The sequence below is a fragment of the Parasutterella sp. genome (genome assembly GCF_057870745.1).
On sequence record NZ_DBMALT010000010.1, the window covers coordinates 17,122 to 41,923 of the forward strand.

Sequence of the window (24,802 nt, forward strand, 5' to 3'; positions counted from 1 at the left end):
CGGAAGATCTCGGTCAGATATGTTTAAGAATAAAAGATTCTCTCTTCTTCTATCCGGTACAGTGCTCTGCGCACTGAGTGTAGCTCTTGCGAGCGTTGCGTCCGCCGCCCCTGAACCCGCCACATTTATGCGGGATGTTCAGCCGGCCTTCCGGACAGACGAAATCCCGGTGATCCGCAAAGACAGCCCCTTGTTTAATTACTCCACGGAAGGAGCGATTGAACAGATCAAGATGACAGGCATCTACAACGAAAGATCTTTCCGTTTTTATTCTGCAAAGAACGAGCTGATTTCCAAGGCTTCGGTCACGCTCCGCTACACGCCGTCTCCGGCCCTGATTCCTCAGCAGAGCCAGCTCAATGTTTACTTAAACGGCCAGCTGCAGAAGAGTCTTCCGATTACCAAAGATCAGCTCGGCAATCAGGTTTCCGCCACAGTCGATCTCAATGCGAAGCAGTTTGACAGCTCCAACCGCCTGACGCTGGAGTTTGTCGGTCAGTACACGCAGATTTGCGGCTCTCCCGCAAATCCTGCTTTATGGCTGACGGTCGACTCTTCGAGCTACCTGTCTTTGAATACTCAGAAGCTGCGTTTGGCCAATGATCTTTCGATCCTGCCGGCGCCTTTTGTCAACACCATCAGTCCGTCTGCAACGACGCTGCCGATGGTTTTTGCTTCTACACCTGATAATCGCTTCAAAGAAGCTGCCGCGGTACTTGCTTCATGGGCCGGTGTGCGCTCCGAGTGGCGCGGAATTGAATTCCCGGTCTACTACAACGAACAGCCGGCCGAGCAGAACTATGTCGCTTTTGTCACCAACGACAGCCGTCCCGACTTCCTGAAGTTCCTGCCCAGAGTCGAAGCGCCAACGATTTCGATCGTTAATGCGCCGAACAGCTTATACGCCAAGGTTTTGGTGATTGCCGGGCGCAACGCCGATGATCTGCTGACAGCTGCCCGTTATCTGGCGGCTGCTGACGCAGGAATTGCCGGCGGTATGGTCACGATTGAAAACTTCAAAGGCGAACCGGATCGCAAGGCTTATGACGCGCCGTCTTGGGTCAACACCGATCAAAAGATTCCGTTCGAGAAGCTTTCCAAGTATCGCGGCCAGCTCACCAGCACCGGTCTGCATCCGGCTCCGATCAAGCTCGACGTACGTCTCCCGCCGGACCTTTTCATGGTCAATCGCAGCAATGTGAATCTAGACCTACGCTATCGCTACACGCGTCCGATGGGCGGAGAACCGGCCCAGATGCGTTTCCTGCTGAATGACCAGTTGGTCGAGTCCTATGACCTGAGCCCGACAAAAACGAGCAACTCGTTTATGTCGCAGTTCTCGTTCATTAATGGCTTGGCAAATCTGTGGAACAACACATCGATTCCGAGCCGCCTGCTGTCCGCGGAAAATCAGCTGACGTTTGACTTCCAATACGGTTTGGCGGTTGACGGCGGAACTCAGGCCAACTGCAAGTCCGTGACCTTGATTCCGAACCAGGTGGAAATCGATCCGAACTCCACGATCGACTTCTCCGGTTTCTATCACTTTGCACGCCTGCCGGATCTGAAGCTCTTTACCGTGAGCGGCTATCCGTTTACGAAGTATGCCGACTTGTCTCAGACCTTGGTGCTGATGAAGAAAGATGCGCCGGCTAACGTCATGACGACGATGCTCAATACAATGGGCCGCTTCGGTGCGCAGACGGGTGCTCCCGTCACGAAAGTTACGTTCGACTCTGCCATCCAGAATGATAACGCTCAGCACCGCGACATTCTGGTCTTTGCTGAAAACAGCGCCGATATCGATAATCTCGGCAAACTTGAGCCCGAGATTATTCTTGAAAAAGTTAAAGGCAACTTGAAGTCTAATTTCGAAGCAAAGTCTAAAGACGCTGCTCCTCAGTCCACTGTCACGGAAGACACCGGCATTGCCACGATTGCTCAGTATGAATCTCCGTACGGCAGCGGCCGCTCGGTCGTCGCAATCTTAGGTGACGGTCAGGACGGAAGCTACCTCCTGAACAAACGCCTGATGAACCCTGGAGACCTGAAGATGGTCGGTGGCGGTGTGGCGATATTCAAACCGAATGCTCAGCCTGCGAGCTACATGGTGGGCCCTGACTACTACACAGGATCCCTGCCGTGGCACCAGAGAGTTTGGTATTCGCTCTTAGACCAGCCGCTTCTTCTTGTGCTCTTCACATTGGTGTGCGCACTGCTCTTTGCAGGTGGCATCTACTACCTGATGCATTCTTTAATCCGCTTCCGCAACCGCCGCAACTAAGAGGAAGGAGACCACAACATGAAAAAGAACTTTCTTCTTGCCTGCCTGATCTCTGCCGTGTTCGCAGCTCCTGCGGGTGCCTGGGAACTTTGGGATCAATTTAAAGCAACGAATCTTACGCCCGAAGGCCGCGTCGTTGACTACAGCGAAGCCAAGCTGATTACGACTTCTGAAGGACAGTCCTACGGGATGTTCTTCGCTCTGGTTGCCAATGACAAAAAGGCTTTTGACGAGATGTTTGCCTGGACGGAAAAGAATCTCGGCGAAAATCAGCCTGCTTGGCTTTGGGGTATTCCGGACGGCAAGCCCAATGGAACAGGCAAGATCTTGGATACCAACAACGCCACCGACTCGGACATGTGGATTGCCTACTGTCTGATCGAAGCGGCCCGCATCTGGAATGATCCTTCCTACCTTCCGAAGGCTGACGGTTACCTTGCCAAGCTTAAAGAGCTCGTTCGTGACGTGCCGACCGTCGGCAAGATCATCCTTCCGGGCCGCGTCGGATTTGAAGAGAAGGGCGTGATCACCATCAACCCAAGCTACTATCCGCCGCACATCCTGCGCCGCTTTGCCGATTACGATCCGTATTGGCTCCCGGTGCTGGAAGGTTCCATCAACGCCATGGTGCGCTGCTCTCCGAGCGGTGTGGCGCCGGACTGGGCTAAATTTGACGCTCAGGGACGCCTTGTCGATCCTCAGCAGATGGAAGGCAGCTACAACGCCATCCGAACCTACCTGTGGTCCGGCATTCTGTCGCCTAAAGATCAGAACTATGAAGTGCTGATGCGCCAGTACGAACCGATGATTAATCTCGTCAAGGCAACCAATATTCCGCCTGAAAAAGTCAACATCGGCGACATGACTGTCAACAATCGTCAGGTCAATGCTTTCGGCGCCTGCTTTCTGCCCTATGTGGCTGCAGATAAGGCTGGTGCGGTGATTCGTACGGTGCTCACCTCGACGGAAATGAAGGGCGATAATTATTACCGCAACGTGCTGACTGTTTTCGGTCTGGGCTTTGATAACCGCACCTATGCCTTCGACGAGAAGGGGCGCCTGATTCTGCCTACCGACAACGTGGCCGTTAAAACAATGACACCTAAAAACAACTAATAAAGTTAAGTTCTGAGCATGGCTGCGACTGAAAAAAACAAGCAGACGAAAGTGAAATGGACCGGCCTCGGTCTGTGGAATGTATTTTTTATCGGAGAATTTTTACTCGGAGGGTTCGGATATCTCTCGCTGAACCTTCTGCAGAATGTTCTGCTCTTGGTTTTTGTCCTCTTCCCGATCGGCAACCGCTATCTGCGCTGGTTTCGTACTTTAGTTGCCGTGGTCTGTGCAGCCGCATTGGTTTACTCCGAAAGCTGGCTGCCGGGGTTGGACAGCATTCGAGGCAACTTCCATAACCTTGCGGCGATGGAAGGCGGCTATCTCCTCGACTCAGCTCTGAACTTTTTGAACTTTGAGATGATCGGCGCCGGAATCGCGCTCATCATCATCTATTACGCAATCCGTGACTATATCCGCGTGACGACGTTTACTGTCGGCTATTTGTTTATTCTTCTTTGCGCACCGCTTTGGCAGCCCTTTGTGGCCCAGCTCAGAGCACCGGCGCCGGCAACTGAGGTTGTCGCTTCAGTTGACAACGCCAAGAAACCGGCAGAAGAAGAAAAGAAGAGCGACCTCATTCCTCAGACTGCTGAACCTACCTCAAAGAATCTCGATGAATGGCTGAAGCGTTTCCACGACACGGAAAAAGACCGCAGAGCCGAGTGGCCGGACAAGCTGGCGAAAGATTCAACGCCGTTCGATATTCTTCTGCTGAATATCTGCTCACTTTCCAACGACGACTTGAAGGCCGTGGGTCTGGAAAATCACGAAGTTCTCAAGCAGTTCAATATCCGCTTCGAGAACTTTAACTCCGCGACGTCTTATTCCGGTCCGGCTGCGCTGCGTCTGCTGAAGTCGGTCTGCGGACAGCCTTCTCATGAAGATCTGTACGAAGGCCGCAATCCCGACTGCGAAATCATGAACCGTCTGGCTCGTTTGGGCTACAACCAGCACGTTTTCATGGACCACAGCGGTAAGTACGACAACTTCTATCAAAGTCTGCGTCATCTGGCCGGGCTTTCACCGCAGCTTGCGGAAATGAAGTATCCGAAGCGCTATGACTCTTTTGACGAAGAGCCGATCGGGGACGCCCGCGCCGTCTTTAAGGATTACGAAAACACCATTGCTGCGGACAAGGGCGGCAGAAGTGCAACCTTTATCAACATGATCGCGCTGCATGACGGCAACCGTTTTGCCAACAAGCGCCGTTTAGCTCCGTTCAAACCCAGAGCTCAGGCCATGCTCGATGACTTAGGCAGCCTGATTACCGATCTGGAAAAGAGCGGACGCAAGGTCATGCTGGTTGTTGTGCCGGAGCATGGCGCAGCGGAAAAGGGCGACAAGGTTCAGGTCGCGCACTTGCGTGATATTCCGAGCCCGGCCATTACACATGTGCCTGCTTTGGTGAAATTCATCGGCGTAACGCCCGCAGACAGCCCGGTTACCGTAGATACTAAGACGAGCTATCTTGCCGTGAGCTCTCTGATCGGCCGTGTTCTAGAGACTAACTACTTCGGAAAACCGGAAGGGGAAGTTCCTCTGAAAGACCTTGTGAAAGACCTGCCGCAGACGCATTCTGTTTCTGAGAATGCCAATGCCAAGGTCGTGAACTATAAAGGCAAGGACTACGTCAAGATGGATAACAAAGATTGGCGCGAATACGCTAAGTAAAAATCTAAAAATCATTGCCGTGATCTTGGTTAAACTCGAGATCACGCTTTAAACTCATTTTGTCCATAAATTAAGAGAGTTAACGCGGAGGTTAACGCTCAAGACGCTGATTCGATTGGAGTTGTTCAGTGCAAAAATTAGTTATCACCGGCGGTGTCGCGCTTGAAGGTGAGATCAAAGCTTCCGGAGCTAAGAATGCGGCTCTTCCCCTTTTGGCTTGCGCACTTCTTACAGATGAGCCGATGACTTTTGTGAACGTGCCGGATCTGGCTGACGTTCATACCATGCTTAAGCTTTTAGAGGAACTCGGCTGCAAGGTCACGCAGGAAGGTCATAAAGTGACGATCGATGCCTCGCATATTACTTCAACCGAAGCTCCTTATGATTTAGTTAAAACGATGCGTGCTTCCATTCTGGTGCTCGGCCCGCTGCTCGCACGCTTCGGAAAGGCCCAAGTGTCGCTGCCCGGCGGATGCTCGATCGGAGCTCGTCCTGTAGATCAGCACATCAAAGGTCTCAAAGCACTCGGGGCCGATATTTCTATTGAACACGGCTACGTCACGGCGCATGCTGACAAGCTTATCGGCACCAATATCGTGACCGACATGGTGACTGTGACCGGCACGGAAAATCTGTTAATGGCCGCCGTTCTGGCCGAAGGCACAACCGTGCTCGCCAACGCTGCCCGTGAACCCGAAGTCGCTGACTTGGCGAACTGTCTGGTGAAGATGGGTGCCAAGATCAAGGGCATCGGATCTCCTCAGATGGAAATCGAAGGCGTCAAAAAACTTCACGGAACGACTTACCGCGTGATTTCCGACCGTATCGAAGTCGGAAGCTTCCTGGTTGCCGCCGTGATGACTAAAGGCAAAGTTCGAGTGACAGACTGCGATCCCCATACGCTGACCGCAGTGATCGAGAAGCTCGAAGAAGCCGGCGCCAAAGTAACCGTCGGAGATGATTGGATCGAGGTTGACGGCACAGGGGAACATCAGGCTGTGGATATCCGCACGGCTCCGTATCCCGGATTCCCGACCGACATGCAGGCCCAGTTCATGGCGCTCAATACGACAGCCAAGGGTGCTTCGCACGTTGCCGAAACGATTTTTGAGAACCGCTTTATGCACGTACCCGAACTGCAACGTTTGGGGGCCGATATCACCATTGACGGCAACAATGCCGTGGTGCGCGGCGTCGATCTTCTTTCCGGAGCCCCGTTGATGGCAACCGACCTGCGCGCCAGTGCTGCGCTCGTGATTGCCGCTTTAGCAGCCGACGGCGAATCGACGGTGGATCGTATTTATCACTTGGATCGCGGCTACGAAAAAATGGAGCAGAAACTTTCGTCCCTCGGCGCCAAGATTAAGAGAGTAAAAGCATGATTACGTTGGCATTATCAAAGGGAAGAATCTTTACTGAGACGCTTCCGTTTTTGGCCGCAGCCGGAATTTATCCGTTAGAAGATCCGGAAACTTCCCGCAAGCTCATTATCGGAACCAATAATCCGGATCTGAGAATCGTGGTTGTCCGCGCGAGCGACGTCCCGACCTACGTCCAGTACGGCGCAGCCGACATGGGCGTTGCCGGCAAGGACTCCTTGTACGAACACGGCGGCGCCGGTCTTTATGTACCTTTGGACCTCAATATCGCCAAATGCCGCATGTGCGTAGCCTGTCCCCGCGATTTTGACTACGCCGCCCGCGTCAAACGCGGTGCACGCTTAAGAATCGCGACCAAGTACATGAAGTACTCGAGAGACTACTATGCGCGCGTCGGTGTGCATGTTGATCTCATCAAACTCTACGGCTCGATGGAGTTAGCTCCGATTTCCGGTTTGTCGGACGCCATTGTTGACTTGGTGAGTACCGGAGCAACACTTAAAGCAAACAACTTAGTTGAGGTGGAGACGATTGACTACATCTCCTCCCGCCTCATCGTCGGCAGTACCGCAATGAAGTTGAAGCGCCAGGAACTGCTGCCCTTAATCGAAATTTTTGCAAACACGGTGAAAAAAGAATGAGCATTAGAAGATTGAATACACAGCAGCCCGATTTCGCGGCCAAATTCTCTGAGCTTGTTGCAGTCGACAGCTCTGTTGATCCCGAAATCACACGCCGCGCCGAAGCCATCGTTCAGGATGTCCGCGCCAGAGGGGACGAGGCCGTCCTTGAGTACACCAATCGTTTCGACCATATGGACGCCAAGAGCGTTGCCGAATTCCGTCTGACCGAAGACGACCTGAAAGAAGCTCTTGAAACGCTTCCGAAAGACCAGAAAGACGCCCTGACTCAGGCTGCTCAACGTATCCGCGAGTTCCACGAACACGAACTCGGACAGAGCTGGTCCATTACGGAAGAAGACGGAACAAAGCTCGGCATCCGCTACATTCCGCTCGATTCCGTCGGTCTCTATGTTCCTGGCGGTAAAGCCGCGTACCCGTCTTCCGTTCTGATGAACGCCATGCCTGCTCACGTTGCCGGCTGCAAGAAGATTGTGATGGTTGTTCCGACTCCGGGCGGCAAACCCAATCAGCTCGTTCTTGCCGCGGCCTGCCTGGCCGGCGTTAAAGAGTGCTACACCATCGGCGGCGCGCAAGCCATTGCCGCTTTGGCTTACGGCACGGAAACTATTCCTGCCGTTGACAAGATCGTCGGACCGGGCAACGCCTACGTGGCTGCTGCCAAGCGCTATGTGTTCGGTACCGTCGGCATTGATATGATCGCCGGTCCTTCTGAAATTCTGGTGATTTGCGACGGTAAGACCAATCCTGACTGGATTGCTATGGATCTTTTCAGCCAGGCAGAACATGACGAATTGGCTCAGGCAATTTTGCTGACCGATGACGCCGAATTTGCCGACAAAGTGGCCGAATCCATTGATCGTCAGATCAAAGGCATGTCCCGCAAAGACATCATTTCCGCTTCGCTCAATAACCGCGGTGCCATCATCGTGACGCGTTCCATTGAAGAAGCCTGCAAGGTTGCCGATACGATCGCTCCCGAACACTTGGAACTCTCTGTTCAGGACGCCGACAAATACATTGACCAGATTCACCACGCCGGTGCGCTCTTCGTCGGCCCTTACACTTGCGAAGCTTTAGGCGACTACTGTGCCGGCCCGAACCATGTTCTTCCGACCTCCCGCACCGCCCGCTATTCTTCCCCGCTCGGTGTTTGGGACTTCCAGAAACGCATGAGCGTTTTGAAGGTCAGCAAACACGGCGCAGAAAAACTCGGCCGTATTGCCGACGTGCTTGCCCGCGGCGAATTCCTGACGGCCCACGCTGCCAGCGCCATGTACCGCGTTCACGATCTGGAAAAGAAATAAGGATTTCATCATGACGAGACGAGCCGATGTAAAGCGTCAGACGGCAGAAACATCGATCCTGGTATCGATGGATCTTGACGGCAGCGGTAAAGCTGATATTCGTACGGGTATCGGATTCTTCGACCACATGCTGCACCAGATTGCACGCCACGGCCAAATCGATTTAACCGTGATGTGCGACGGTGATCTTCATATCGACGGACACCACTCCGTCGAAGATATTGGAATCGCGATGGGCCAGTGTCTGGCCAAAGCATTAGGCGACAAAGCCGGAATCACACGTTTCGGCTCTGCCTACGTGCCGCTTGATGAAGCGCTCTCACGCACGGTTTTGGATATCTCGGGCCGTCCTTATTTGGTCTGGAATGTCGATTTCACTGCCGCGATGATCGGCGAATTTGATACCCAGTTGCCGAGAGAGTTCTTCCTGGCGCTCGCGAACAATGCCCGCATCACGCTCCACATTGACAATCTGCGCGGCATCAACGCTCATCATCAGTGCGAGTCCGTCTTTAAGTCCTTCGGCCGCGCGCTGCGCATGGCCTGCGAGTACGATCCCCGCGCCCGCAACGTTATCCCGTCCACAAAAGGTGTGTTATGAAAATAGCCATCGTTGACTACGGCTCCGGCAATCTGCGCAGCGTCAGCAAAGCCATTGAAAAAATTGCACCGATCAGCACGCAGGTGCTGGTCACCGGTGACCCCGAAGAGGTTCTGAAAGCAGACCGTGTGGTCTTCCCCGGACAGGGCGCGATGCCCGACTGCATGAAGAATCTTCGCACGACCGGTATGGAAGAAGCGGTGCGTGACGCGATCCGAAACAAACCGTTCTTTGCCGTTTGTGTGGGCGAGCAGATGCTCTTCGAACACAGTGAAGAAGGCGATACGCCGGGCCTGGGCATTTTCCCGGGCGACGTCGTTCGCTTTGCTTCCGACCGTGTGGATCAAACTGGCGCACGCCTCAAAGTTCCTCAGATGGGCTGGAACCAGGTGACGCAGACCCGCGAACATCCCATGTGGAACGGTATCACCAACGGTGCTTGGTTTTATTTTGTTCACAGCTATTACGCCAAACCGACAGAAGCAGACTTGACCGTCGGAACGACGTTCTACGGCGAGGAAGTCACCGTGGCTGTCGCCCGCGACAACGTTTTTGCAACGCAGTTCCATCCTGAAAAAAGCGCTGCAGCCGGTTTAGCTCTCTACCAAAACTTTTTGACTTGGAATCCTTAACGAGTATTTATCATGTTGTTAATTCCCGCTATTGACATTAAAGACGGGCACTGTGTTCGTCTTCGCCAGGGAGATTTAACTTCCAACATTACTGTCTTCAATACCGACCCCGTTGCTCAGGCCCGTCATTGGGTTGAACTCGGCGCCGAACGTCTGCATCTGGTTGACTTGGATGCGGCCAGAAGCGGAAAGCCCGTGAACCTTTCCGTGATCCGCAAGATCTGCAGTGAATTCGCAGAAGACGTTGAAATTGAAGTCGGCGGCGGTATGCGCACGCTGGAACGCGTCGGCGAAGTGCTCGACCTCGGCGTGGACTATGTCGTGATCGGAACGGCTGCCGTGAAAGCTCCGGGATTCCTGCATGACGTCTGCAGTGAGTACGGCGGCAGCGTCATTGTTTCCTTGGATGCCAAAGACGGTATGGTTATGACCGACGGCTGGACAAAGAACACTGGACACTCTGCCACTGACTTAGCTAAGAAATTCGAAGGCTACGGTGTGGATGCCATTCTTTACACCGACATCAGCCGTGACGGCATGCTTACCGGCTGCAACGTTGAAGCCACGGCCGAATTAGCCAGCCAGCTGTCTATTCCCGTTATTGCTTCCGGCGGTATCCGAGACCTGGATGACATCCGCAAGCTGCTTGCCGTTGAAGACGACGGCGTGACGATGGCGATTTTGGGCCGCTCTCTTTACGAAGGTACCTTGGACTTCACACAGGCGCTTGATTTAGTCGAGGCGACAGAAGCCGCAAAAGACAATCAGGCTAATAACGAAGGATAAATTCATGCTCGCAAAACGCATCATTCCGTGCTTAGACGTGACCGGCGGCCGCGTGGTCAAGGGAACGAATTTCGTCGACCTGAGAGACGCCGGAGATCCGGTGGAAATTGCTCGCCGATACGATGAGCAGGGCGCCGATGAACTGACCTTTCTGGATATCACGGCGACTTCGGACGAAAGAGATCTGATCCTCAAAGTGATTGAAGACGTTGCGGCTCAGGTCTTTATTCCGTTGACCGTCGGCGGAGGGGTGCGTAAAGCGGAAGATGTTCGCCGTTTATTAAATGCCGGTGCGGATAAAGTCTCGATTAACTCCGCGGGCGTCAATAATCCCGATTTGATTGCCGAGGCCTCTTCGATTTACGGCAGTCAGGCCATTGTGGTTGCCATTGATGCTAAGCGCAGAAGCGACGGCACGTGGGAGGTTTATACCCGCGGCGGCAGAACGCCGACAGGCATTGATGCGGTTGAGTGGGCAAAGAAAGTTGAAAAGCTCGGCGCCGGCGAAATTCTTCTCACCAGCATGGACGGCGACGGAACGAAAGCCGGATTTGATCTGGAACTGACACGCGCTGTGAGCGACTCGGTTTCGATCCCGGTGATTGCCTCCGGCGGCGTCGGAAATCTCCAGCATTTGGTTGACGGCATTGTTGAAGGTCATGCCGATGCGGTACTCGCCGCTTCGATTTTCCACTTTGGCGAATACACCATCGAAGAAGCCAAGCGCTATATGCAGGAGCGCGGTATTCCTGTCCGTCTTGACTAAGGATCGTTTCGAGAATGATTGAAGAAGTCCGCTTTAACTTAGACGGTCTGGTTCCCGTGATAGCACAGGACGCCCATGACGGTACGATTCTGATGCTTGCCTGGGCGAATAAAGAAGCCTTGGAAGAGACGCTCAGGACCGGATTCGGTACTTATTTTTCTCGCTCTCGCCAAAAGCTTTGGCGTAAAGGCGAAGAGAGCGGCAATCGTCAGAAAATTTTTGAGATTTTGCTCGACTGTGACGGTGATTCCGTTATCTACAAGGTCGAACAAAAAGGAAATATTGCCTGTCACACCGGCCATAGAAGCTGCTTTTACCGCAGCTGGGACGGTAAAGACTGGAAAGAGAATGCTCCTGTCCTGAAGTCTCCGGAAGAGATGTACGGCAAGGGACATCACTAAAGGAATAAAAAATGGAACGAGTTCCTGTAATCAGCGAAATTGCCGATGTCATCGATAGCCGCAAAGGCGGAGATCCTAAGGTTAGTTACGTTGCTAAATTATTTTCGAAAGCACCCGATGCCGCATTAAAGAAGGTCGGTGAGGAAGCTACCGAGGTCGTGATGGCCGCAAAAGACGGCGATCGCGACCATCTGATCTACGAAACGGCCGATCTCTGGTTTCATTCCATGGTTGTGCTCTCCCAGGCCGGAATCCGTCCTGAAGAAGTGCTGCAGGAGCTCGCCCGCAGAGAAGGAACCTCAGGTTTGGTCGAAAAAGCGAATCGAAAAGAATCGTGAGAAAGCGTTAATGAGAACCCTATGGTAGGGTTATCCATATTGAGCCGACGGCTGAATTCTTTAAAAATATAAAAGTAACTTGGAGAATGGTATGCAAAAGGAAGATTGCCTTTTTTGCAAAATCGCAAGGGGAGAGATCCCTTCCCAGAAAGTTTATGAAGATGACGAAGTGATTGCCTTTAAAGACATTCACCCTGCTGCGCCTGTTCATCTCCTGATTATCCCCAAACAGCATTACGACTCTTTGGCTGTCATGGGCAAAGCAGAAGAGCCGCTTTTAGGTAAAATGCTGGCTTTAGCGCCTGTGTTGGCAAAAGAAGCGGGTGCAAATAACGGCTTCCGCGTTGTGATCAACACCGGACATGACGGTGGTCAGGAAGTAAATCATATTCACGTACATGTCTTGGGCGGCCCGCGTCCTTGGACAAAACTCTAGGAGTAAAAAATGGGTTCTCTTTCCATCTGGCATTGGTTAGTTGTGCTGGTTATCGTTGTTCTGATTTTCGGTACCAGCAAACTTAAGAACATGGGCAAAGACCTCGGCGGCGCCGTTAAGGGCTTCAAAGAAGGTATGAAGGAAGCTCAGGACGAACCGGCTAAACCGGCTCAAGTTGCCGACCAGAAACCGGCTGAAGCACCTGCTGCTAAAGAAGAAGCTAAACCTGAAGAAAAGAAACAGGCTTAATTCAAACACGATTGAGTACATATGCTTGATTTAAGCATGGGCGAAATCGGGGTCATCGCGGCCATCGCGTTGGTCGTCCTCGGCCCCGACAAACTCCCTCAGGTAGCAAAGACTGCGGGCTCTCTTATGGGGAAAGCCCAGAGATTCGTCTCGCAGGTTAAAAACGATATCGACAAAGAGGTCGAACTTTCTGAACTGAAAAAGATTCAGGAGGACGCCAAGAAGATGGCGAGCGACCTTCAGTCGAGTCTGAAGAACACAACCGACTCTATTGAAAAACAGGTCAGCGATGTGCGGGACTCCGTCACTTCCGCCGGCCAGGAAGTCAAGTCCACGATGGACAACGCTTCCAAGGAGCTTAAGGATCAGTGGATGGAATCCACCGCTCCGAAAGCCGAGCTTTCAATGGAGAACATCGTAGACGGTACTGCTAAGACCGAAACTGCTTCGACCTCTGTCGCTGCCGGTCAGGGCAAGAACGCCGCCTGGGAAAATCTCGACAAGTCGGTCGACACCTCTATGCTGGAAAAGGCATTTGACTGGGGTGCATCCGACATCAAACCGACGTTGCCTCAGGAACTGAGCGGCCCGGCTCCTACTGTCGACTCCTACAATTTCGGACAAGCGCCGGCCAATGCGCCGATGGCCGACCCCAACGCTCCTACGCTTGCCGACTTAATGCGTGAAATCAATGCGCTCAAGCAGCAGGTTGAGGCTCAGAAGGTCGCTTCTGTTTCCAAAACCGGCGCCGGACGCTTTGCGCCGCGCAGTCATGTTAACAAAACCCGTATTTCACGCGTTTAAATAATGAGTGATAAAGATTTGGTAGAACGCCCGGAAGACGGGCCGGAAGATGACCGCGAGCAGACACTCGTCGCTCATTTAATTGAGCTTCGCTCCCGTATTGTCCGTATGGCTGTGTCGGTTCTGCTGGTTTTTGCCTGCTTGTCGCCGTTCATGAAGCAGATTTTCGACTACCTGAGTAAGCCGCTGATGGTGGCTTTGCCTCAGGGCGCAAAACTGCTGGCCACCGGTGTGATCGCACCGTTTATGGTGCCTTTGAAAGTGACGCTGTTCGTCGCTTTCGTGATTGCACTGCCTTATGTGCTGTGGCAGCTCTGGGGCTTTATCGCTCCGGGACTTTATCGAAAAGAGAAGAAACTTGCCGCTCCGATCATTATTTCGAGTTTGGTGATGTTCTTCCTCGGAATGGCTTACTGCTATTTCATTGTGTTCCGTATGGTGTTCCAGTTCATTGCCGGATTCTCCCCGAACTCTGTGAACTTCGCACCAGACATTGATTCGTACTTTAGCTTTGTGCTGGCGCTCTTCTTAGCGTTTGGTTTAACGTTTGAAGTGCCGATCATTGTGGTTGTCTTGAACCGCATGGGCATTACTTCGATTTCAAAGTTAAAGAAGGCTCGCCCTTATATGGTCGTCGGCGCTTTCGTTCTAGCCGCTATTGTGACGCCGCCGGATGTTCTTTCCCAGTGCTTGCTGGCATTGCCGCTGGTGATTCTGTACCAGGTCGGCATTTGGCTGTGTGCAGTATTCGGCAAGAAGGATGAGCCTGAGGAAGAAAGCGCAGAGTCATCTTAAAGAAATTTAAGTAAAGAAAAATCCCGCTCTCACCGAGGCGGGATTTTTCTTTGAGTGCTTTATCGCGAAACCGGTCTAAAGTCTCGTTTTCCTGTGATCACAGAAAAAAATGAGAAGGAGGCCAGCTAATAAGAAGACGAAGCTCCAGCTAAACGAAGCAAGCTTGATGTCGCCGATTCCAACCAGCGGGGCGGCTAAACCTCCCGCGAGATAGCCGAGGCCTCCGACAACGGAGGAAGCAATACCTGCGTATTTTCTGCCTTTCTCCATGGCCAAGGTGGTTGAGCTAGGAAACATGAAACCGAGTCCGAAGAGCATCAGGGCGACAGGAACTAGGTAAGCGAGGAGCGACTGACTAAGGAAATATAAAAGCAGACAACAGCCCGCCCCGAAAAATGCAAGAAGTGCTCCGAACTTTAAAGATTTTTCAACAGAACTGAATTTGACGGACAGGATCGAGCCGCAAGCGATGACCAACGCGTTGAAAGCAAAGATGAGGGAGAACTGTACGCCGCTCAAGTTATATTCCTGTTGAATGATGAACGGAGCTGCTGAGATATAGCAAAAAATGGCGGATATTGAGCATGCATAGGCAAGGGAGGCGGGAATGAAACCTTTTTCTCTGAGAATGTCGCCGAAACCCTTTAAAACATTTTTCCAGCCAGCACCGCTTCTTCTATCCGGAGGCAGACTTTCTCGAAAAAACAAAGACCCTAACGTCAAACAAATTCCTAAGGACAAAAGGATCAAAAAAATTCCCCGCCAGCCGACAATTTGGGCAACGAGGCCTCCGCTCAGTGGGGCGGCGATGGGCGCTAATCCGTTGATGGCACTAATGAATGCAATTATTTTGGCGAGTTGTCTCCCATGATAGAGGTCGGTTGCAACGGAGCGGGAGAGGACGATACCTCCGGCAGCTCCAATCCCTTCAAGAAAGCGGAAAAAAGTAAAAATCCAGATTGATTCGCTGCAGAGACAGCCGACAGTGGCGGATAGATACAAAAACAGAGAAAAAAGAAGAACCGCTTTTCTTCCGAACCTATCACTGACCGGACCGAGTAAGACTTGGCCGACGGCTAAGCCGCCCATGCAGAAAGTTAGACCAAGCTGGATGACGGAAGCAGATGTTTTAAAGACATGTGTCATCTCAGGCAAAGCCGGAAGATACATGTCGATCACGAACGGGCCAAAACCGTTTAGAAGACCTAAAAATAGGACGAGGTAAAGGAAATAGCCTTGAGAGCTTTCTTTTTCCATTATCAGAAATTGAAGATATTATTTTCTTTTGAGACAAAGCCTGTCGACACCGAAGCACCGAACCATTCTGTAAGCAGTGAGGCGAATTCATCACGAGCTTTGATAACGTCGTCATCGTTGGTTCCGATGAAACCATCAAGCGGAATCAGGTATTCCGTGGTGAGGTTGGTGATTTTTCCGTCATCGCTTTGTCGCCAAATGAATCGACGCGTTTTCACCTGATGTCTAGAAACGTAAACAAGTTCTCCCTCCGGAACGGCTTCATCCGTCAGAGTTCCCATCGGTCTGAAAAGGTCTCCCGCTTCAGAAAATCTGACTGCGATTGAGTTCTCTTGTGCGTTTGCTAAATCATGGGCACCGACGGCCAGCAGATACTTCAAAGAGATGGCATTTCCAAGATCAACGATTGGGTCGATCTCGGGGAGCACACCGCTTTTCTGTACTCTTCTAGACAGAGCCTCGATAGAACACATAAATTTATTTGGATTTATTCCAGCCTTTTGTAGGGCGGAACGGTAGGCAGAAATGTTTTTGGTTTCTCTTAACGCAACACCTTGAGACTGATGAAAGAACCGTTGAAGTTCTTTTCTGAATAGTTCGCTTACTGCGTTGGCCGCGCCCTCTTTGTTTGGAATGGAGGTGCGGATGACGCCGACGCAATAATCGGGGAGAACCTCAAAAACTTTTTTTTCCACACTGAAAGAATTATTCATTTTTTTGCCTCACTGGTATCTGAATTTCTGTCACGTAAAGGTTTTGATCGGAAGTGAACCCTGAATCGATCAAGGTTATTTCTCGGGAAAAATCGGTAATTTCTAAGTTATTTGCGGAGATGAATTCCAATAACTTCGTGTAGGCAGCAGGAGCTTCTTTGTGGAGGCCCTTAAAGCGTGTGACGACGCCGAGCTGAGGAGGTGTAGTGAGAACTTTCCCGGATAAGGAATCTTCCTTATCAAGCATCAAAAAAACGAAGTCGTATGTCTCCAGGCTGCCTTCTTTGAGATGATTTTTCGAAATGCCGAGACCGACTTTGCCTAGAAAAACCAATGAGTCTTTTTGATTTTTCTCTAATTCTTGTACGGCCATTTCGAGATCGTCATTATCAGGGTTGACGAGTTTCGTTTCCAAAAGCAAGAACTTTTGTTTGTCGAGCGTCACGAGCTGTATTTCATCGATCGGACTACCGAGTGCGTCCTTGATGCTCTGGATTCTTCTTTCTAACTTTCTTTTTGTTATTTTCAGCTCTCTTTGTTTGGCGGCAATTTCCATCTTTTGAGCTTCGAGAAGTTCAAGTATCCCTGAAACGTTGCGATCCCTTAGAAATTCTCCGATTGCTTCGAGTGTCATGCCCAATGATCTGAGATACCTTATGGTGTGCAGGACTTCAAGCCGTGAGAACTCATAGAATCGATAATTTGTTTCCGGGTCAACAAATGAAGGTTTAAGTAGACCTAGGCTCTCGTAATGACGTATTGTTCCCGGCGTTACATGAAAAACTGTCGCAAGCTCTCCAATGGAAAATAAGCCTTTTCTTTTTACTTGAAATTTCATGCCGGATTCTCTTGATGCAAACTATTGAAAAATTATTAACCTTACAATTATTGTAGAGTCAAACTAACTTATTTATTAATTAATTCATTGATTTAAAACATTATTATCTATTACTCTATATTGTTTTTCTTTGTGCCGTAAAAAAATTGCTCTATTGATAAAACAGAAGAGAAGAATGGATGGGATGTAATAAAAGGAGGTATCAGATCTCAAAGATCTAGATACGAACACGGCCTTGTTTGGCCGACAAAATTTTGGCATGGTCGGTCATAACTAAAAACATCTTAGGGGGCACACGTACGTTACGGTTTTTTCACTATTAATCTATAATTTTTTCACGAATAGACAGTGAGATAACACTGTTAGGTGAATTTAGAATAACGTGGGTGCTCATAAAGACCGATGACTCAGACGGATATCAAACCGTTTACTAAAGAAGATCTCGAGAAGGCAGATGTGCAGCTGCTTCGTGGCGGTCGGTGGGGAAATGCCCGGGTGTCAGTGGCTAACATCAATGGTAAGCGCTGGACAATCAAAGACTTTTCCGATCGCCGTTGGCTTGTAAAAAACAGTTTTGCTAAGTTTGTGCTTTGGCGTGAACTGAAGGCGGTCCGCAAGCTTCACGGCCTCGAAGGCGTTCCGACAGAAGCCTTCATGGTGACGCCGCATATGCTTGCGATTGAATATATTCCCGGCCGCGTTTTAAACCGTGTTCCGAAGGAAGAGGTTTCTCCGACTTTCTTGGAAGAATGCGAGGAGATTATTCGGTCGATCCATGCCCGGCATCTGGTTCATTTGGATACCCGCGGGACCAGCAACTGGGTCATGCAGGTCAACGGAAAGCCCGCGTTGATTGATTTTCAGGCAAGCGTAGATACGCAAGGTCTTCCTCAAAAGATTCGTTCCTTTATGGAAGACATGGATATCGGCGGTGTTTATAAGAAGTGGAAGAAGTATTGCCCGGATGAGATGGGCGAGTTCCGTGAGAAGGAAAATGAACGCATTGCCAAGCTCAGAAAACTCTGGGTTCTTCGCGGGTACTTCGGCGTGAAAAAGCGCAATGCCAAACACGGCAAGCCGATTGACAACTAATTAACGAACACTATAACCAGCTTATTTTTATGGCTCAATTTGTATACACAATGAACCGCGTGGGCAAAATTGTTCCGCCCAAGCGACAAATTCTTAAGGACATTTCTCTGTCTTTCTTCCCGGGCGCCAAAATCGGCGTCTTAGGTTTAAACGGCGCCGGTAAATCCACGCTGCTCAAGATTATGGCCGGTGTGGATACTGAGATTGAAGGCGAAGCCATTCCGATGCCCGGCATCAAGATCGGTTACCTGCCGCAGGAGCCGGTTCTTGATCCTGAAAAAACCGTTCGCGAAACGGTTGCCGAAGGCCTAGGCGACATTTTCGATGCCCAGGAAAAGCTCAACAAAGTCTATGAGGCTTATGCCGATCCCGACGCTGATTTTGACGCCTTAGCTGCCGAGCAGGCTCGGCTTGAAGCCATCATCGCTACCGGCGGTACGAACGCCGATACGCAGATGGAAATTGCTGCTGACGCGCTTCGTCTTCCGCCTTGGGATGCCAAGATCGGTAATCTCTCCGGCGGTGAAAAACGCCGTGTGGCTCTCTGCCGTCTGCTGCTCTCCAAGCCGGACATGCTCCTCTTGGACGAACCGACCAACCACCTGGACGCAGAAAGTGTGGATTGGCTTGAACAGTTCCTGCAGCACTTCCCCGGAACCGTGGTTGCCGTGACCCACGACCGTTACTTCCTGGACAACGCTGCCGAGTGGATTCTCGAATTGGACCGCGGACACGGTATTCCCTGGAAGGGCAACTATTCCTCCTGGCTTGATCAGAAGGAACAGCGCTTAGAGCTCGAGCAGAAGAAAGAAGACGCCCGCATCAAGGCAATGAAGCACGAGCTTGAATGGGTTCGTCAGAATGCCAAGGGCAGACAGGCCAAGAGCAAGGCTCGTCTGAACCGCTTCGAAGAAATGTCTAGCTACGAATACCAGAAGCGCAACGAAACCAACGAAATCTTCATCCCGGTGGCTGACCGCCTCGGCGATAAAGTCATCGAATTCAAGAATGTTTCTAAGGGTTTCGGCGATCGTCTCCTGATCGATGATCTGAGCTTCTCCATTCCTCCCGGAGCCATCGTCGGCGTGATCGGTCCGAACGGCGCCGGTAAGTCCACGCTCTTCAAGATGATCACCGGTAAAGAAACTCCGGATTCCGGTGAAATCGATATCGGACCGACCGTCAAACTCAGCGCGGTTTCTCAGACCAGAGAATCTCTCCCGAACGACAAGACCGTTTGGGAAGCGGTTTCCGACGGTTTGGACATTCTGAAAGTCGGTAAGTTTGAGATGCCGAGCCGTGCTTATCTCGGCCGCTTCAACTTCAAGGGCGGAGATCAGCAGAAGATCGTCGGAACGCTCTCTGGCGGTGAACGCGGACGTCTCCACATGGCCAAAACGCTTCTTGCCGGCGGCAACGTTCTTCTCCTTGACGAACCGTCTAACGACTTGGACGTTGAAACACTGCGTGCTCTGGAAGAAGCGTTGCTGGAATTTGCCGGCTGCGCTATGGTCATTTCTCATGACCGCTGGTTCTTAGACCGCATCGCTACACACATTCTAGCTTTTGAAGGCGATTCCAAGGTCGAATTCTTCGCCGGCAACTATACGGAATACGAAGCAGACAAGAAACGCAGACTCGGAGATGCGGCAATACCGCACAGACTGCGCTTCAAACCGCTCAAGAGCTAAGGGTCAAAATGACCATTGTTCAAGGGAAAATTTCTCTTGACGACCGGGGCTGTGCATACAGCCCCGAGTTCGGCGATGTTTATGCATCCAAAGACGGGGCTTATGAACAGTCCCGTTTTGTTTTTTTAGGCGGAACCCAGCTGCCTGAAAGATGGCAGGGCAGAGATCAGTTCACGATTGTTGAGAACGGGTTTGGACTCGGCACAAACTTCTTGACGACGCTTAAGGCATGGCGGGAAGATCCGCAGAGAAGCGGCAAGCTGTTTTATTTGGCGATAGAAGGCTTTCCGCTCCAAGCGTCGGACATTAAAACATTCGCCTCTTTAAGCCTTAAGGCTGAAGCTGAAGAGCTGGCAGCTAAATGGCCGACCCTGACGCCGGGTGTACATCGTCTGACATTCGATGAAGGGCGCGTCGTCTTAGATCTTTACTTCATGCCGTCTTCTGCAGCCGTCAAGAAGCTTTCCGGCGCTTTTGATGCTTTCTATCCGGACGGTTTCTCGCCGAAGAAAAATCCCGAGATGTGGGAGCCGAGACTTCTCAAAGCAATCTGTTCGCACGCTCGAGAAGGTGCCACACTTGCGACTTGGTGTGTAGCTTCGGCCGTCAGAAAAGCTTTTACGGAAGCAGGATTCACGATCCAAAAGGTTCCGGGTTTCGGGCATAAGTCAGAAATGACCGTCGGCCGCTTTGAACCTAAGTTCAAGCATCGCCGCTCAACGACATTTTTAAATTCAGCCGAAAAACCTCAGTCAGCTATTGTCATCGGGGCCGGACTTGCCGGTTCGGCGGTGGCTTGCGAGCTGGCACGCCGCGGCGTCCAAGTTCAGGTCGTCGATGCCGGTCCCGTCGGTGCTTCCGGCGCCTCAGCGCTTCGCTGGGGCGTGGTGCATGCTCAGCCTTCAGGTGACGATAATCAGCTGTTCAGGCTGACAAGGTCGGGTTTGGAGATGCTGCGGGAAGAGTTGCTCTGCTATCCGGAGTTGGTCCGGACTGAGGGGCTTTACCAGATGGCCAGAGATGGAGCCGAACTTCAAAAATGGCAGCAGCAGTTTGCTCAATTAAAGCCGTTCAGTTTTCCGAAAGATTTCCTCCGACTGATGTCAGCAGAGGAAGCCGAATCAAAAATCGGTCTTAAGCCTCGATTAGGCGGTCTCTGGCACGAAGGCGCCGGTATCGTTGCTGTGGCTGAATGGGTTAGAGCGCGTCTGAACCGCTCGGGTGCTTCCTTGCTGTTTAACACTCGGGTCGGCTCTCTGTCGAAGCAAGGAAAAAATTGTCAAGCCAAAGATGCCTTCGGACAAATCATTGCTGAAGCAGATGCGGTCGTTGTGTGCTGTGCGGCTGAAACCGCTAATCTTCTTCCCGGAATCGAACTTCCGTTAACCCGATGGAAAGGCAGATTATCTCTTCTCTGCGAGGGCGCCTTAACGGATTTAAAAGGCGCGGTAACAGGTCCGGGTTATGCCATTCACAGTCCTGATGATTGGATCGGTGTCGGTGCAACCTATGAAAGCGCTGACAAACAGATGTCTTCAGAAGAAGCACACGGCAAAAATCTTTCTCATTTGACGGATCTATTTCCGCAGCTAACTGAAGCTGACGCGGCTGGATTTTATGAAGGGTTTCGATGTGTTGCACCGGATCGACTGCCGGTTGTCGGACAAGTTCCGGCAGCGGAAGGCTTTCCGAATGCGACAGGTATTTACGTGAGCTGTGCTATGGGGTCTCGAGGTACCGTGTTCAATGAACTTGCCGCTAAAGTCATCGCAGCGCAAATGTTTAATGAGCCGATTCCGTTGGAGGCCGATCTTCTGTGTGCGATTGATCCAGGCAGATTTTTCAAAAAGCCTCGGTAAACGGAGCATTGTTGAGCCTGCGGTCGGCTCGTAGAATATCAGCCACAACAAACCTCAAAAACTACAATCTATGACCGCTCAAACCAAGGGACTTCTTGCCGCTGTCGGCGCATACCTCTGCTGGGGCTTTATGCCTTTGTACTGGGCTTTATTCGGAGGTGTGCGAGGTTGGGAAGTCATCGGTCACCGAGTACTTTGGTCTCTGATTTTGATCTCGGCATTTTTGATGCTAATCGGGCGGTTTTCTGAGATTTTCAGTACGCTTCGTACTTTCAAAAAGCAACCGATTCAGTATTTCAATTTATTTGCTGCGGCTGCGATTGCGGCGATCAACTGGTGGATCAATGTCTACGCGGCAACATCTAACCAAGTTGTCGAACTTGGCATCGGCATGTTCCTAACGCCTTTGTTTACTGTCGCGCTGGGCGTAGTGTTTTTTAGAGAGCGGCTGAGCCGATTAAAGCAGCTGAGTGTATTCCTGCCATTCCTCGGCGTGTGCATCATGATCTACACACTCGGCCGCATGCCTTGGATCGCATTGGGTGTTTCTTCTTCATGGGCGCTTTATGGGGTCTTTAAAAAGCGCCTCGGGATTGACCCTTGGGTGAGCAATGCCTTAGAAGCCTCTCTCATGCTTCCCTTTGCCATTGCCTACCTGTTTTATCTTGATGCGAACGGCGTCGGCGCATTCCTTGCCGGCGGAACCTACATCACGATTCTTCTCATCAGCGTGGGGCTTGTGACGTCCGTGCCGATGATTGCTTTCTCGGCTGCGGCCAATGTTCTTCCGCTGACGATCCTTGGATTCATCCAGTACATGAATCCGATCCTTACGCTAATTGTCGGATTGGTTTTCTTCCATGAGCCGTTCAATCACCAGCAACTCATTCCTTTGCTGTTTATTTGGGCTGGAATTCTGACTTTCATCTATAGCGAATTTAAAGAAAAGGCGGCGAGGAAGGTTCAGGCTGCGCGGGCTTAAATTCGGATTCGAGCCAGAAAAAGAATGCGCAACTAGGTATCAAAACTTCCCGTGAAAAGACTATAGATTGCACGCTAACTGCCTGAAGGAACGTCAAAAATCACTTATCATTACGCCTTGCTTTTTTGTTTTGGTCGGTGTTTTCTATGTTTATCGTCTCTCGTTATCGAGCTCCGTGGGTCGCTTTTGCTTTTATCGCAGTGGTGTCGATCGGTGCCTTCATGCGCTTTCAGCAAAGTGCGGAAACCGACGCGAAAAACTTAGAACTCGACCGAGCAGAGTTTCAGCTTTTTAAAAAAGATTTAGCTCCGATTAATTTGCCCGAGAAGATGATGAATTCGACAGTTCTTTTCGAGCTGTTCCGCTGCGGTGTTCGTTCTATTAACGAAGCCGGCTACTGCAATAAGATCGGAGAGGATTTTTTCAGCCAGCTGTCTGACGAACAAAAGAAAGCCATTCGTCCGATTTTCAATAAATATTTCAGTAACCGTCCCGTCAGGTAGGCAGTATTCTCATGGATTGGATTCTTTATTTAAAAGCCGTCATTCTCGGTATCGTTGAGGGTTTGACGGAGTTTTTGCCGGTCTCTTCCACCGGTCACTTGATTGTTGCCGGCAGCTTACTTGACTACACAGGACAGGAAGCAGATACCTTTTACATCGCGATTCAGGCCGGCGCTATCTTTGCGGTGTGCTGGCACTATCGTCAGCGCCTGATTGATATCTGTTTGGGCCTTTTCTCCGATAAAGTTCAGCAGCGTCTGGCAATCAACACTATTGTTGCCTTCCTGCCCGCAGCGGTGATTGGCGTATTGGTAGCAAGCTATATTAAGAAATGGCTGTTTAACCCGATTGCGGTCGCAACGGCCTTAGTTGTAGGCGGCGTGATCATCCTCATCGTTGAATACTTCCAAGATAAGAAGACTTACAAGCCGCGCGTAGAGACGATGGACGATATGAGCTGGAAAGACGCTCTGAGGGTCGGTTTTCTGCAGTGCTTGGCCATGATCCCGGGCACCAGCCGTTCCGGCGCAACCATCATCGGCGGTCTTTGCATTGGCTTGTCCAGAAAGGCAGCGACGGAATTTTCTTTCTTCCTGGCAATCCCGACGATTTTCGGCGCTACAGTTTATGACCTTTGGAAGTCCAGAGACGTACTGACAGCAACAGCGCTTCCGATGATTTCCGTGGGTTTCGTCGTGTCATTCTTCTCCGCACTCGTCGTGGTCCGCTGGCTGCTTCATTACGTTTCTAAGCATGACTTCTCCGCATTCGGCTGGTACCGAATCTTTTTCGGCGGCGTCATTCTTCTGACGTGGTGGACCGGACTGGTTCAGTGGTAACGAGTCAAAAGAAACGATCCAAACCAAACGGCGCCGAGGCGCCGTTTGGTGTTCCTGAGGCCTTAAATCTTGCGGAAAACGAAATCCCAACAGCCGTGACCCAAACGGTTGCCGCGTTCATTGAATTTTGTCGTCGGACGCTTAATAAGCGGATTTTCCGGCTGGGGAGCGGCTCCTTCGTGGAGGTTTTCTAATGTCGGCTCTGCAGATAAGACTTCCAGCATCTGTTCGGCATAGTTTTCCCAGTCGGTGGCGCAGTGGAAATAGGCGCCTTTTTTCATTTTCGGAACGAGAAGTTTTAAGAAGCTCTCGTTGATCAGACGGCGCTTATGATGACGGGCTTTTCTCCAAGGATCCGGGAAGAAGATATGCACGCCGTCTAAGGAATTGTCTTCGAGCATGTCTCTGACGACTTCCACCGCGTCATGACGGAAAATACGGACGTTTTTGAGGTTCATGTCATGAAGACGTTTGCTTAGGGCGCCGACGCCGGCAGCAAATACCTCGCAGCCGATGAAATTGATTTCAGGATGAGCCTGTGCAATCGCAGCAGTGGTTTCGCCCATGCCGCAGCCGATTTCCAGGACCAGCGGATTGTTGTTTCCGAATGTCTTGACCGCATCGAACATTTGATTGGCGTCATAGGGAATTTCATACAGTGGAAGCAGTTCTTCCAGCGCTTTTTCCTGGGCGTTGCTGATGTGCCCGCGGCGCATGCAGAAGCTGCGGATATGACGTTTTTTCAGTTCTTCGATTTGTTCGGGAGTCAGCGGTTCTGTTGACATGTGAAAGGATCCTTAATAAAAGCGAGGCTCAATTTTA

At 51.2% G+C, this 24,802-nt stretch carries 26 protein-coding genes; 22 read left to right on the top strand and 4 right to left on the bottom strand.

The window, feature by feature from the left end; translation table 11 throughout:
• Nucleotides 1-19 precede the first annotated feature (19 nt).
• The 16 genes from bcsB (at nucleotide 20) to tatC (ending at nucleotide 14,206) form a co-directional block, all read left to right on the top strand.
• Nucleotides 20-2,284 carry a cellulose biosynthesis cyclic di-GMP-binding regulatory protein BcsB gene (gene bcsB, locus ACZND6_RS04150; protein ID WP_008810502.1) on the top strand — a complete coding sequence of 755 codons (2,265 nt, stop codon included), beginning with the start codon at nucleotides 20-22 and terminating at the stop codon, nucleotides 2,282-2,284.
• A gap of 18 nt (nucleotides 2,285-2,302) precedes the next feature.
• Nucleotides 2,303-3,400 carry a cellulose synthase complex periplasmic endoglucanase BcsZ gene (gene bcsZ, locus ACZND6_RS04155; protein ID WP_008810503.1) on the top strand — a complete coding sequence of 366 codons (1,098 nt, stop codon included), beginning with the start codon at nucleotides 2,303-2,305 and terminating at the stop codon, nucleotides 3,398-3,400.
• Nucleotides 3,401-3,418: 18 nt separating this feature from the next.
• Nucleotides 3,419-5,071, top strand: coding sequence for a cellulose biosynthesis protein BcsG (bcsG, locus tag ACZND6_RS04160; RefSeq protein ID WP_008810504.1), 1,653 nt, complete (start codon nucleotides 3,419-3,421; stop codon nucleotides 5,069-5,071).
• A gap of 128 nt (nucleotides 5,072-5,199) precedes the next feature.
• On the top strand, nucleotides 5,200-6,453 hold the full coding sequence (murA, locus tag ACZND6_RS04165) for a UDP-N-acetylglucosamine 1-carboxyvinyltransferase (RefSeq protein WP_008810505.1): 1,254 nt from the start codon (nucleotides 5,200-5,202) through the stop codon (nucleotides 6,451-6,453).
• A complete protein-coding gene (gene hisG / locus ACZND6_RS04170) occupies nucleotides 6,450-7,091 on the top strand; it encodes an ATP phosphoribosyltransferase (protein WP_008810506.1) in 642 nt (213 codons plus the stop codon). The genes murA and hisG overlap by 4 nt, the downstream gene beginning before the upstream one ends.
• Complete coding sequence (gene hisD, locus ACZND6_RS04175; protein ID WP_008810507.1) at nucleotides 7,088-8,398, top strand: histidinol dehydrogenase; 1,311 nt, start codon at nucleotides 7,088-7,090, stop codon at nucleotides 8,396-8,398. Before hisG ends, hisD begins: the two co-directional genes overlap by 4 nt.
• A gap of 10 nt (nucleotides 8,399-8,408) precedes the next feature.
• Nucleotides 8,409-8,999, top strand: a complete 591-nt coding sequence (gene hisB, locus ACZND6_RS04180; protein ID WP_008810508.1) for an imidazoleglycerol-phosphate dehydratase HisB — start codon at nucleotides 8,409-8,411, stop codon at nucleotides 8,997-8,999.
• A complete protein-coding gene (gene hisH / locus ACZND6_RS04185; protein ID WP_008810509.1) occupies nucleotides 8,996-9,631 on the top strand; it encodes an imidazole glycerol phosphate synthase subunit HisH in 636 nt (211 codons plus the stop codon). Before hisB ends, hisH begins: the two co-directional genes overlap by 4 nt.
• Nucleotides 9,632-9,643: 12 nt before the next feature.
• A complete protein-coding gene (gene hisA, locus ACZND6_RS04190) occupies nucleotides 9,644-10,417 on the top strand; it encodes a 1-(5-phosphoribosyl)-5-[(5-phosphoribosylamino)methylideneamino]imidazole-4-carboxamide isomerase (protein ID WP_008810510.1) in 774 nt (257 codons plus the stop codon).
• Nucleotides 10,418-10,421: 4 nt separating this feature from the next.
• Entirely contained in the window at nucleotides 10,422-11,183 is a 762-nt protein-coding gene (gene hisF / locus ACZND6_RS04195) for an imidazole glycerol phosphate synthase subunit HisF (protein WP_008810511.1), read from the top strand.
• 14 nt (nucleotides 11,184-11,197) lie between these two features.
• Entirely contained in the window at nucleotides 11,198-11,584 is a 387-nt protein-coding gene (hisI, locus tag ACZND6_RS04200; RefSeq protein WP_008810512.1) for a phosphoribosyl-AMP cyclohydrolase, read from the top strand.
• A gap of 11 nt (nucleotides 11,585-11,595) precedes the next feature.
• A complete protein-coding gene (locus ACZND6_RS04205; RefSeq protein WP_008810513.1) occupies nucleotides 11,596-11,922 on the top strand; it encodes a phosphoribosyl-ATP diphosphatase in 327 nt (108 codons plus the stop codon).
• A gap of 91 nt (nucleotides 11,923-12,013) precedes the next feature.
• A complete protein-coding gene (locus tag ACZND6_RS04210) occupies nucleotides 12,014-12,358 on the top strand; it encodes a histidine triad nucleotide-binding protein (protein WP_008810514.1) in 345 nt (114 codons plus the stop codon).
• A 9-nt stretch (nucleotides 12,359-12,367) separates the two neighbouring features.
• A complete protein-coding gene (tatA, locus tag ACZND6_RS04215) occupies nucleotides 12,368-12,607 on the top strand; it encodes a Sec-independent protein translocase subunit TatA (RefSeq protein WP_008810515.1) in 240 nt (79 codons plus the stop codon).
• 21 nt (nucleotides 12,608-12,628) lie between these two features.
• The gene (gene tatB / locus ACZND6_RS04220) at nucleotides 12,629-13,411 is read left to right on the top strand and encodes a Sec-independent protein translocase protein TatB (protein ID WP_008864549.1); all 783 of its coding nucleotides are present in this window, start codon (nucleotides 12,629-12,631) and stop codon (nucleotides 13,409-13,411) included.
• A gap of 3 nt (nucleotides 13,412-13,414) precedes the next feature.
• Nucleotides 13,415-14,206 carry a twin-arginine translocase subunit TatC gene (tatC, locus tag ACZND6_RS04225; protein WP_008810517.1) on the top strand — a complete coding sequence of 264 codons (792 nt, stop codon included), beginning with the start codon at nucleotides 13,415-13,417 and terminating at the stop codon, nucleotides 14,204-14,206.
• 75 nt (nucleotides 14,207-14,281) lie between these two features.
• On the opposite strand, the gene ACZND6_RS04230 is transcribed toward tatC, so the two are convergent.
• From ACZND6_RS04230 to ACZND6_RS04240, 3 genes are read right to left on the bottom strand one after another with little or no spacing between them, the layout of a single operon-like run.
• Nucleotides 14,282-15,463, bottom strand: coding sequence for a multidrug effflux MFS transporter (locus tag ACZND6_RS04230; protein ID WP_039895780.1), 1,182 nt, complete (start codon nucleotides 15,461-15,463; stop codon nucleotides 14,282-14,284).
• Between the two features lie 2 nt (nucleotides 15,464-15,465).
• The gene (locus ACZND6_RS04235; RefSeq protein ID WP_008810519.1) at nucleotides 15,466-16,176 is read right to left on the bottom strand and encodes a B3/B4 domain-containing protein; all 711 of its coding nucleotides are present in this window, start codon (nucleotides 16,174-16,176) and stop codon (nucleotides 15,466-15,468) included.
• Nucleotides 16,169-17,014, bottom strand: coding sequence for a MerR family transcriptional regulator (locus ACZND6_RS04240; protein ID WP_489524407.1), 846 nt, complete (start codon nucleotides 17,012-17,014; stop codon nucleotides 16,169-16,171). The genes ACZND6_RS04235 and ACZND6_RS04240 overlap by 8 nt, the downstream gene beginning before the upstream one ends.
• Before the next feature lie 402 nt (nucleotides 17,015-17,416).
• Between ACZND6_RS04240 and ACZND6_RS04245 the strand changes: the two genes are divergently transcribed.
• The 6 genes from ACZND6_RS04245 (at nucleotide 17,417) to ACZND6_RS04270 (ending at nucleotide 23,980) form a co-directional block, all read left to right on the top strand.
• Entirely contained in the window at nucleotides 17,417-18,106 is a 690-nt protein-coding gene (locus ACZND6_RS04245; protein ID WP_489524408.1) for a BUD32 family EKC/KEOPS complex subunit, read from the top strand.
• A gap of 29 nt (nucleotides 18,107-18,135) precedes the next feature.
• Complete coding sequence (ettA, locus tag ACZND6_RS04250; protein ID WP_008810522.1) at nucleotides 18,136-19,797, top strand: energy-dependent translational throttle protein EttA; 1,662 nt, start codon at nucleotides 18,136-18,138, stop codon at nucleotides 19,795-19,797.
• Nucleotides 19,798-19,805: 8 nt separating this feature from the next.
• Complete coding sequence (gene mnmC / locus ACZND6_RS04255) at nucleotides 19,806-21,656, top strand: bifunctional tRNA (5-methylaminomethyl-2-thiouridine)(34)-methyltransferase MnmC2/FAD-dependent 5-carboxymethylaminomethyl-2-thiouridine(34) oxidoreductase MnmC1 (RefSeq protein ID WP_008810523.1); 1,851 nt, start codon at nucleotides 19,806-19,808, stop codon at nucleotides 21,654-21,656.
• A 70-nt stretch (nucleotides 21,657-21,726) separates the two neighbouring features.
• Nucleotides 21,727-22,638 (top strand): EamA family transporter RarD, encoded by a 912-nt coding sequence (rarD, locus tag ACZND6_RS04260; RefSeq protein ID WP_008810524.1) that lies wholly within the window; start codon nucleotides 21,727-21,729, stop codon nucleotides 22,636-22,638.
• A 146-nt stretch (nucleotides 22,639-22,784) separates the two neighbouring features.
• The gene (locus ACZND6_RS04265) at nucleotides 22,785-23,141 is read left to right on the top strand and encodes a hypothetical protein (RefSeq protein ID WP_008864546.1); all 357 of its coding nucleotides are present in this window, start codon (nucleotides 22,785-22,787) and stop codon (nucleotides 23,139-23,141) included.
• Nucleotides 23,142-23,152: 11 nt separating this feature from the next.
• Nucleotides 23,153-23,980, top strand: coding sequence for an undecaprenyl-diphosphate phosphatase (locus ACZND6_RS04270; RefSeq protein WP_008810526.1), 828 nt, complete (start codon nucleotides 23,153-23,155; stop codon nucleotides 23,978-23,980).
• Between the two features lie 62 nt (nucleotides 23,981-24,042).
• On the opposite strand, the gene trmB is transcribed toward ACZND6_RS04270, so the two are convergent.
• A complete protein-coding gene (trmB, locus tag ACZND6_RS04275) occupies nucleotides 24,043-24,765 on the bottom strand; it encodes a tRNA (guanosine(46)-N7)-methyltransferase TrmB (protein WP_008810527.1) in 723 nt (240 codons plus the stop codon).
• Nucleotides 24,766-24,802 lie beyond the last annotated feature (37 nt).

Excerpts from the sequence above, each read along its gene's own strand:
- bcsB (WP_008810502.1), top strand. The coding sequence starts at position 20 with ATGTTTAAGAATAAAAGATTCTCTCTTCTTCTATCCGGTACAGTGCTC.
- bcsZ (WP_008810503.1), top strand. The coding sequence starts at position 2,303 with ATGAAAAAGAACTTTCTTCTTGCCTGCCTGATCTCTGCCGTGTTCGCA.
- bcsG (WP_008810504.1), top strand. The coding sequence starts at position 3,419 with ATGGCTGCGACTGAAAAAAACAAGCAGACGAAAGTGAAATGGACCGGC.
- hisG (WP_008810506.1), top strand. The coding sequence starts at position 6,450 with ATGATTACGTTGGCATTATCAAAGGGAAGAATCTTTACTGAGACGCTT.
- hisD (WP_008810507.1), top strand. The coding sequence starts at position 7,088 with ATGAGCATTAGAAGATTGAATACACAGCAGCCCGATTTCGCGGCCAAA.
- hisB (WP_008810508.1), top strand. The coding sequence starts at position 8,409 with ATGACGAGACGAGCCGATGTAAAGCGTCAGACGGCAGAAACATCGATC.
- hisH (WP_008810509.1), top strand. The coding sequence starts at position 8,996 with ATGAAAATAGCCATCGTTGACTACGGCTCCGGCAATCTGCGCAGCGTC.
- hisA (WP_008810510.1), top strand. The coding sequence starts at position 9,644 with ATGTTGTTAATTCCCGCTATTGACATTAAAGACGGGCACTGTGTTCGT.
- hisF (WP_008810511.1), top strand. The coding sequence starts at position 10,422 with ATGCTCGCAAAACGCATCATTCCGTGCTTAGACGTGACCGGCGGCCGC.
- hisI (WP_008810512.1), top strand. The coding sequence starts at position 11,198 with ATGATTGAAGAAGTCCGCTTTAACTTAGACGGTCTGGTTCCCGTGATA.
- ACZND6_RS04205 (WP_008810513.1), top strand. The coding sequence starts at position 11,596 with ATGGAACGAGTTCCTGTAATCAGCGAAATTGCCGATGTCATCGATAGC.
- ACZND6_RS04210 (WP_008810514.1), top strand. The coding sequence starts at position 12,014 with ATGCAAAAGGAAGATTGCCTTTTTTGCAAAATCGCAAGGGGAGAGATC.
- tatA (WP_008810515.1), top strand. The coding sequence starts at position 12,368 with ATGGGTTCTCTTTCCATCTGGCATTGGTTAGTTGTGCTGGTTATCGTT.
- tatB (WP_008864549.1), top strand. The coding sequence starts at position 12,629 with ATGCTTGATTTAAGCATGGGCGAAATCGGGGTCATCGCGGCCATCGCG.
- tatC (WP_008810517.1), top strand. The coding sequence starts at position 13,415 with ATGAGTGATAAAGATTTGGTAGAACGCCCGGAAGACGGGCCGGAAGAT.
- ACZND6_RS04230 (WP_039895780.1), bottom strand. The coding sequence starts at position 15,463 with ATGGAAAAAGAAAGCTCTCAAGGCTATTTCCTTTACCTCGTCCTATTT.
- ACZND6_RS04235 (WP_008810519.1), bottom strand. The coding sequence starts at position 16,176 with ATGAATAATTCTTTCAGTGTGGAAAAAAAAGTTTTTGAGGTTCTCCCC.
- ACZND6_RS04240 (WP_489524407.1), bottom strand. The coding sequence starts at position 17,014 with ATGAAATTTCAAGTAAAAAGAAAAGGCTTATTTTCCATTGGAGAGCTT.
- ACZND6_RS04245 (WP_489524408.1), top strand. The coding sequence starts at position 17,417 with ATGACTCAGACGGATATCAAACCGTTTACTAAAGAAGATCTCGAGAAG.
- ettA (WP_008810522.1), top strand. The coding sequence starts at position 18,136 with ATGGCTCAATTTGTATACACAATGAACCGCGTGGGCAAAATTGTTCCG.
- mnmC (WP_008810523.1), top strand. The coding sequence starts at position 19,806 with ATGACCATTGTTCAAGGGAAAATTTCTCTTGACGACCGGGGCTGTGCA.
- rarD (WP_008810524.1), top strand. The coding sequence starts at position 21,727 with ATGACCGCTCAAACCAAGGGACTTCTTGCCGCTGTCGGCGCATACCTC.
- ACZND6_RS04265 (WP_008864546.1), top strand. The coding sequence starts at position 22,785 with ATGTTTATCGTCTCTCGTTATCGAGCTCCGTGGGTCGCTTTTGCTTTT.
- ACZND6_RS04270 (WP_008810526.1), top strand. The coding sequence starts at position 23,153 with ATGGATTGGATTCTTTATTTAAAAGCCGTCATTCTCGGTATCGTTGAG.
- trmB (WP_008810527.1), bottom strand. The coding sequence starts at position 24,765 with ATGTCAACAGAACCGCTGACTCCCGAACAAATCGAAGAACTGAAAAAA.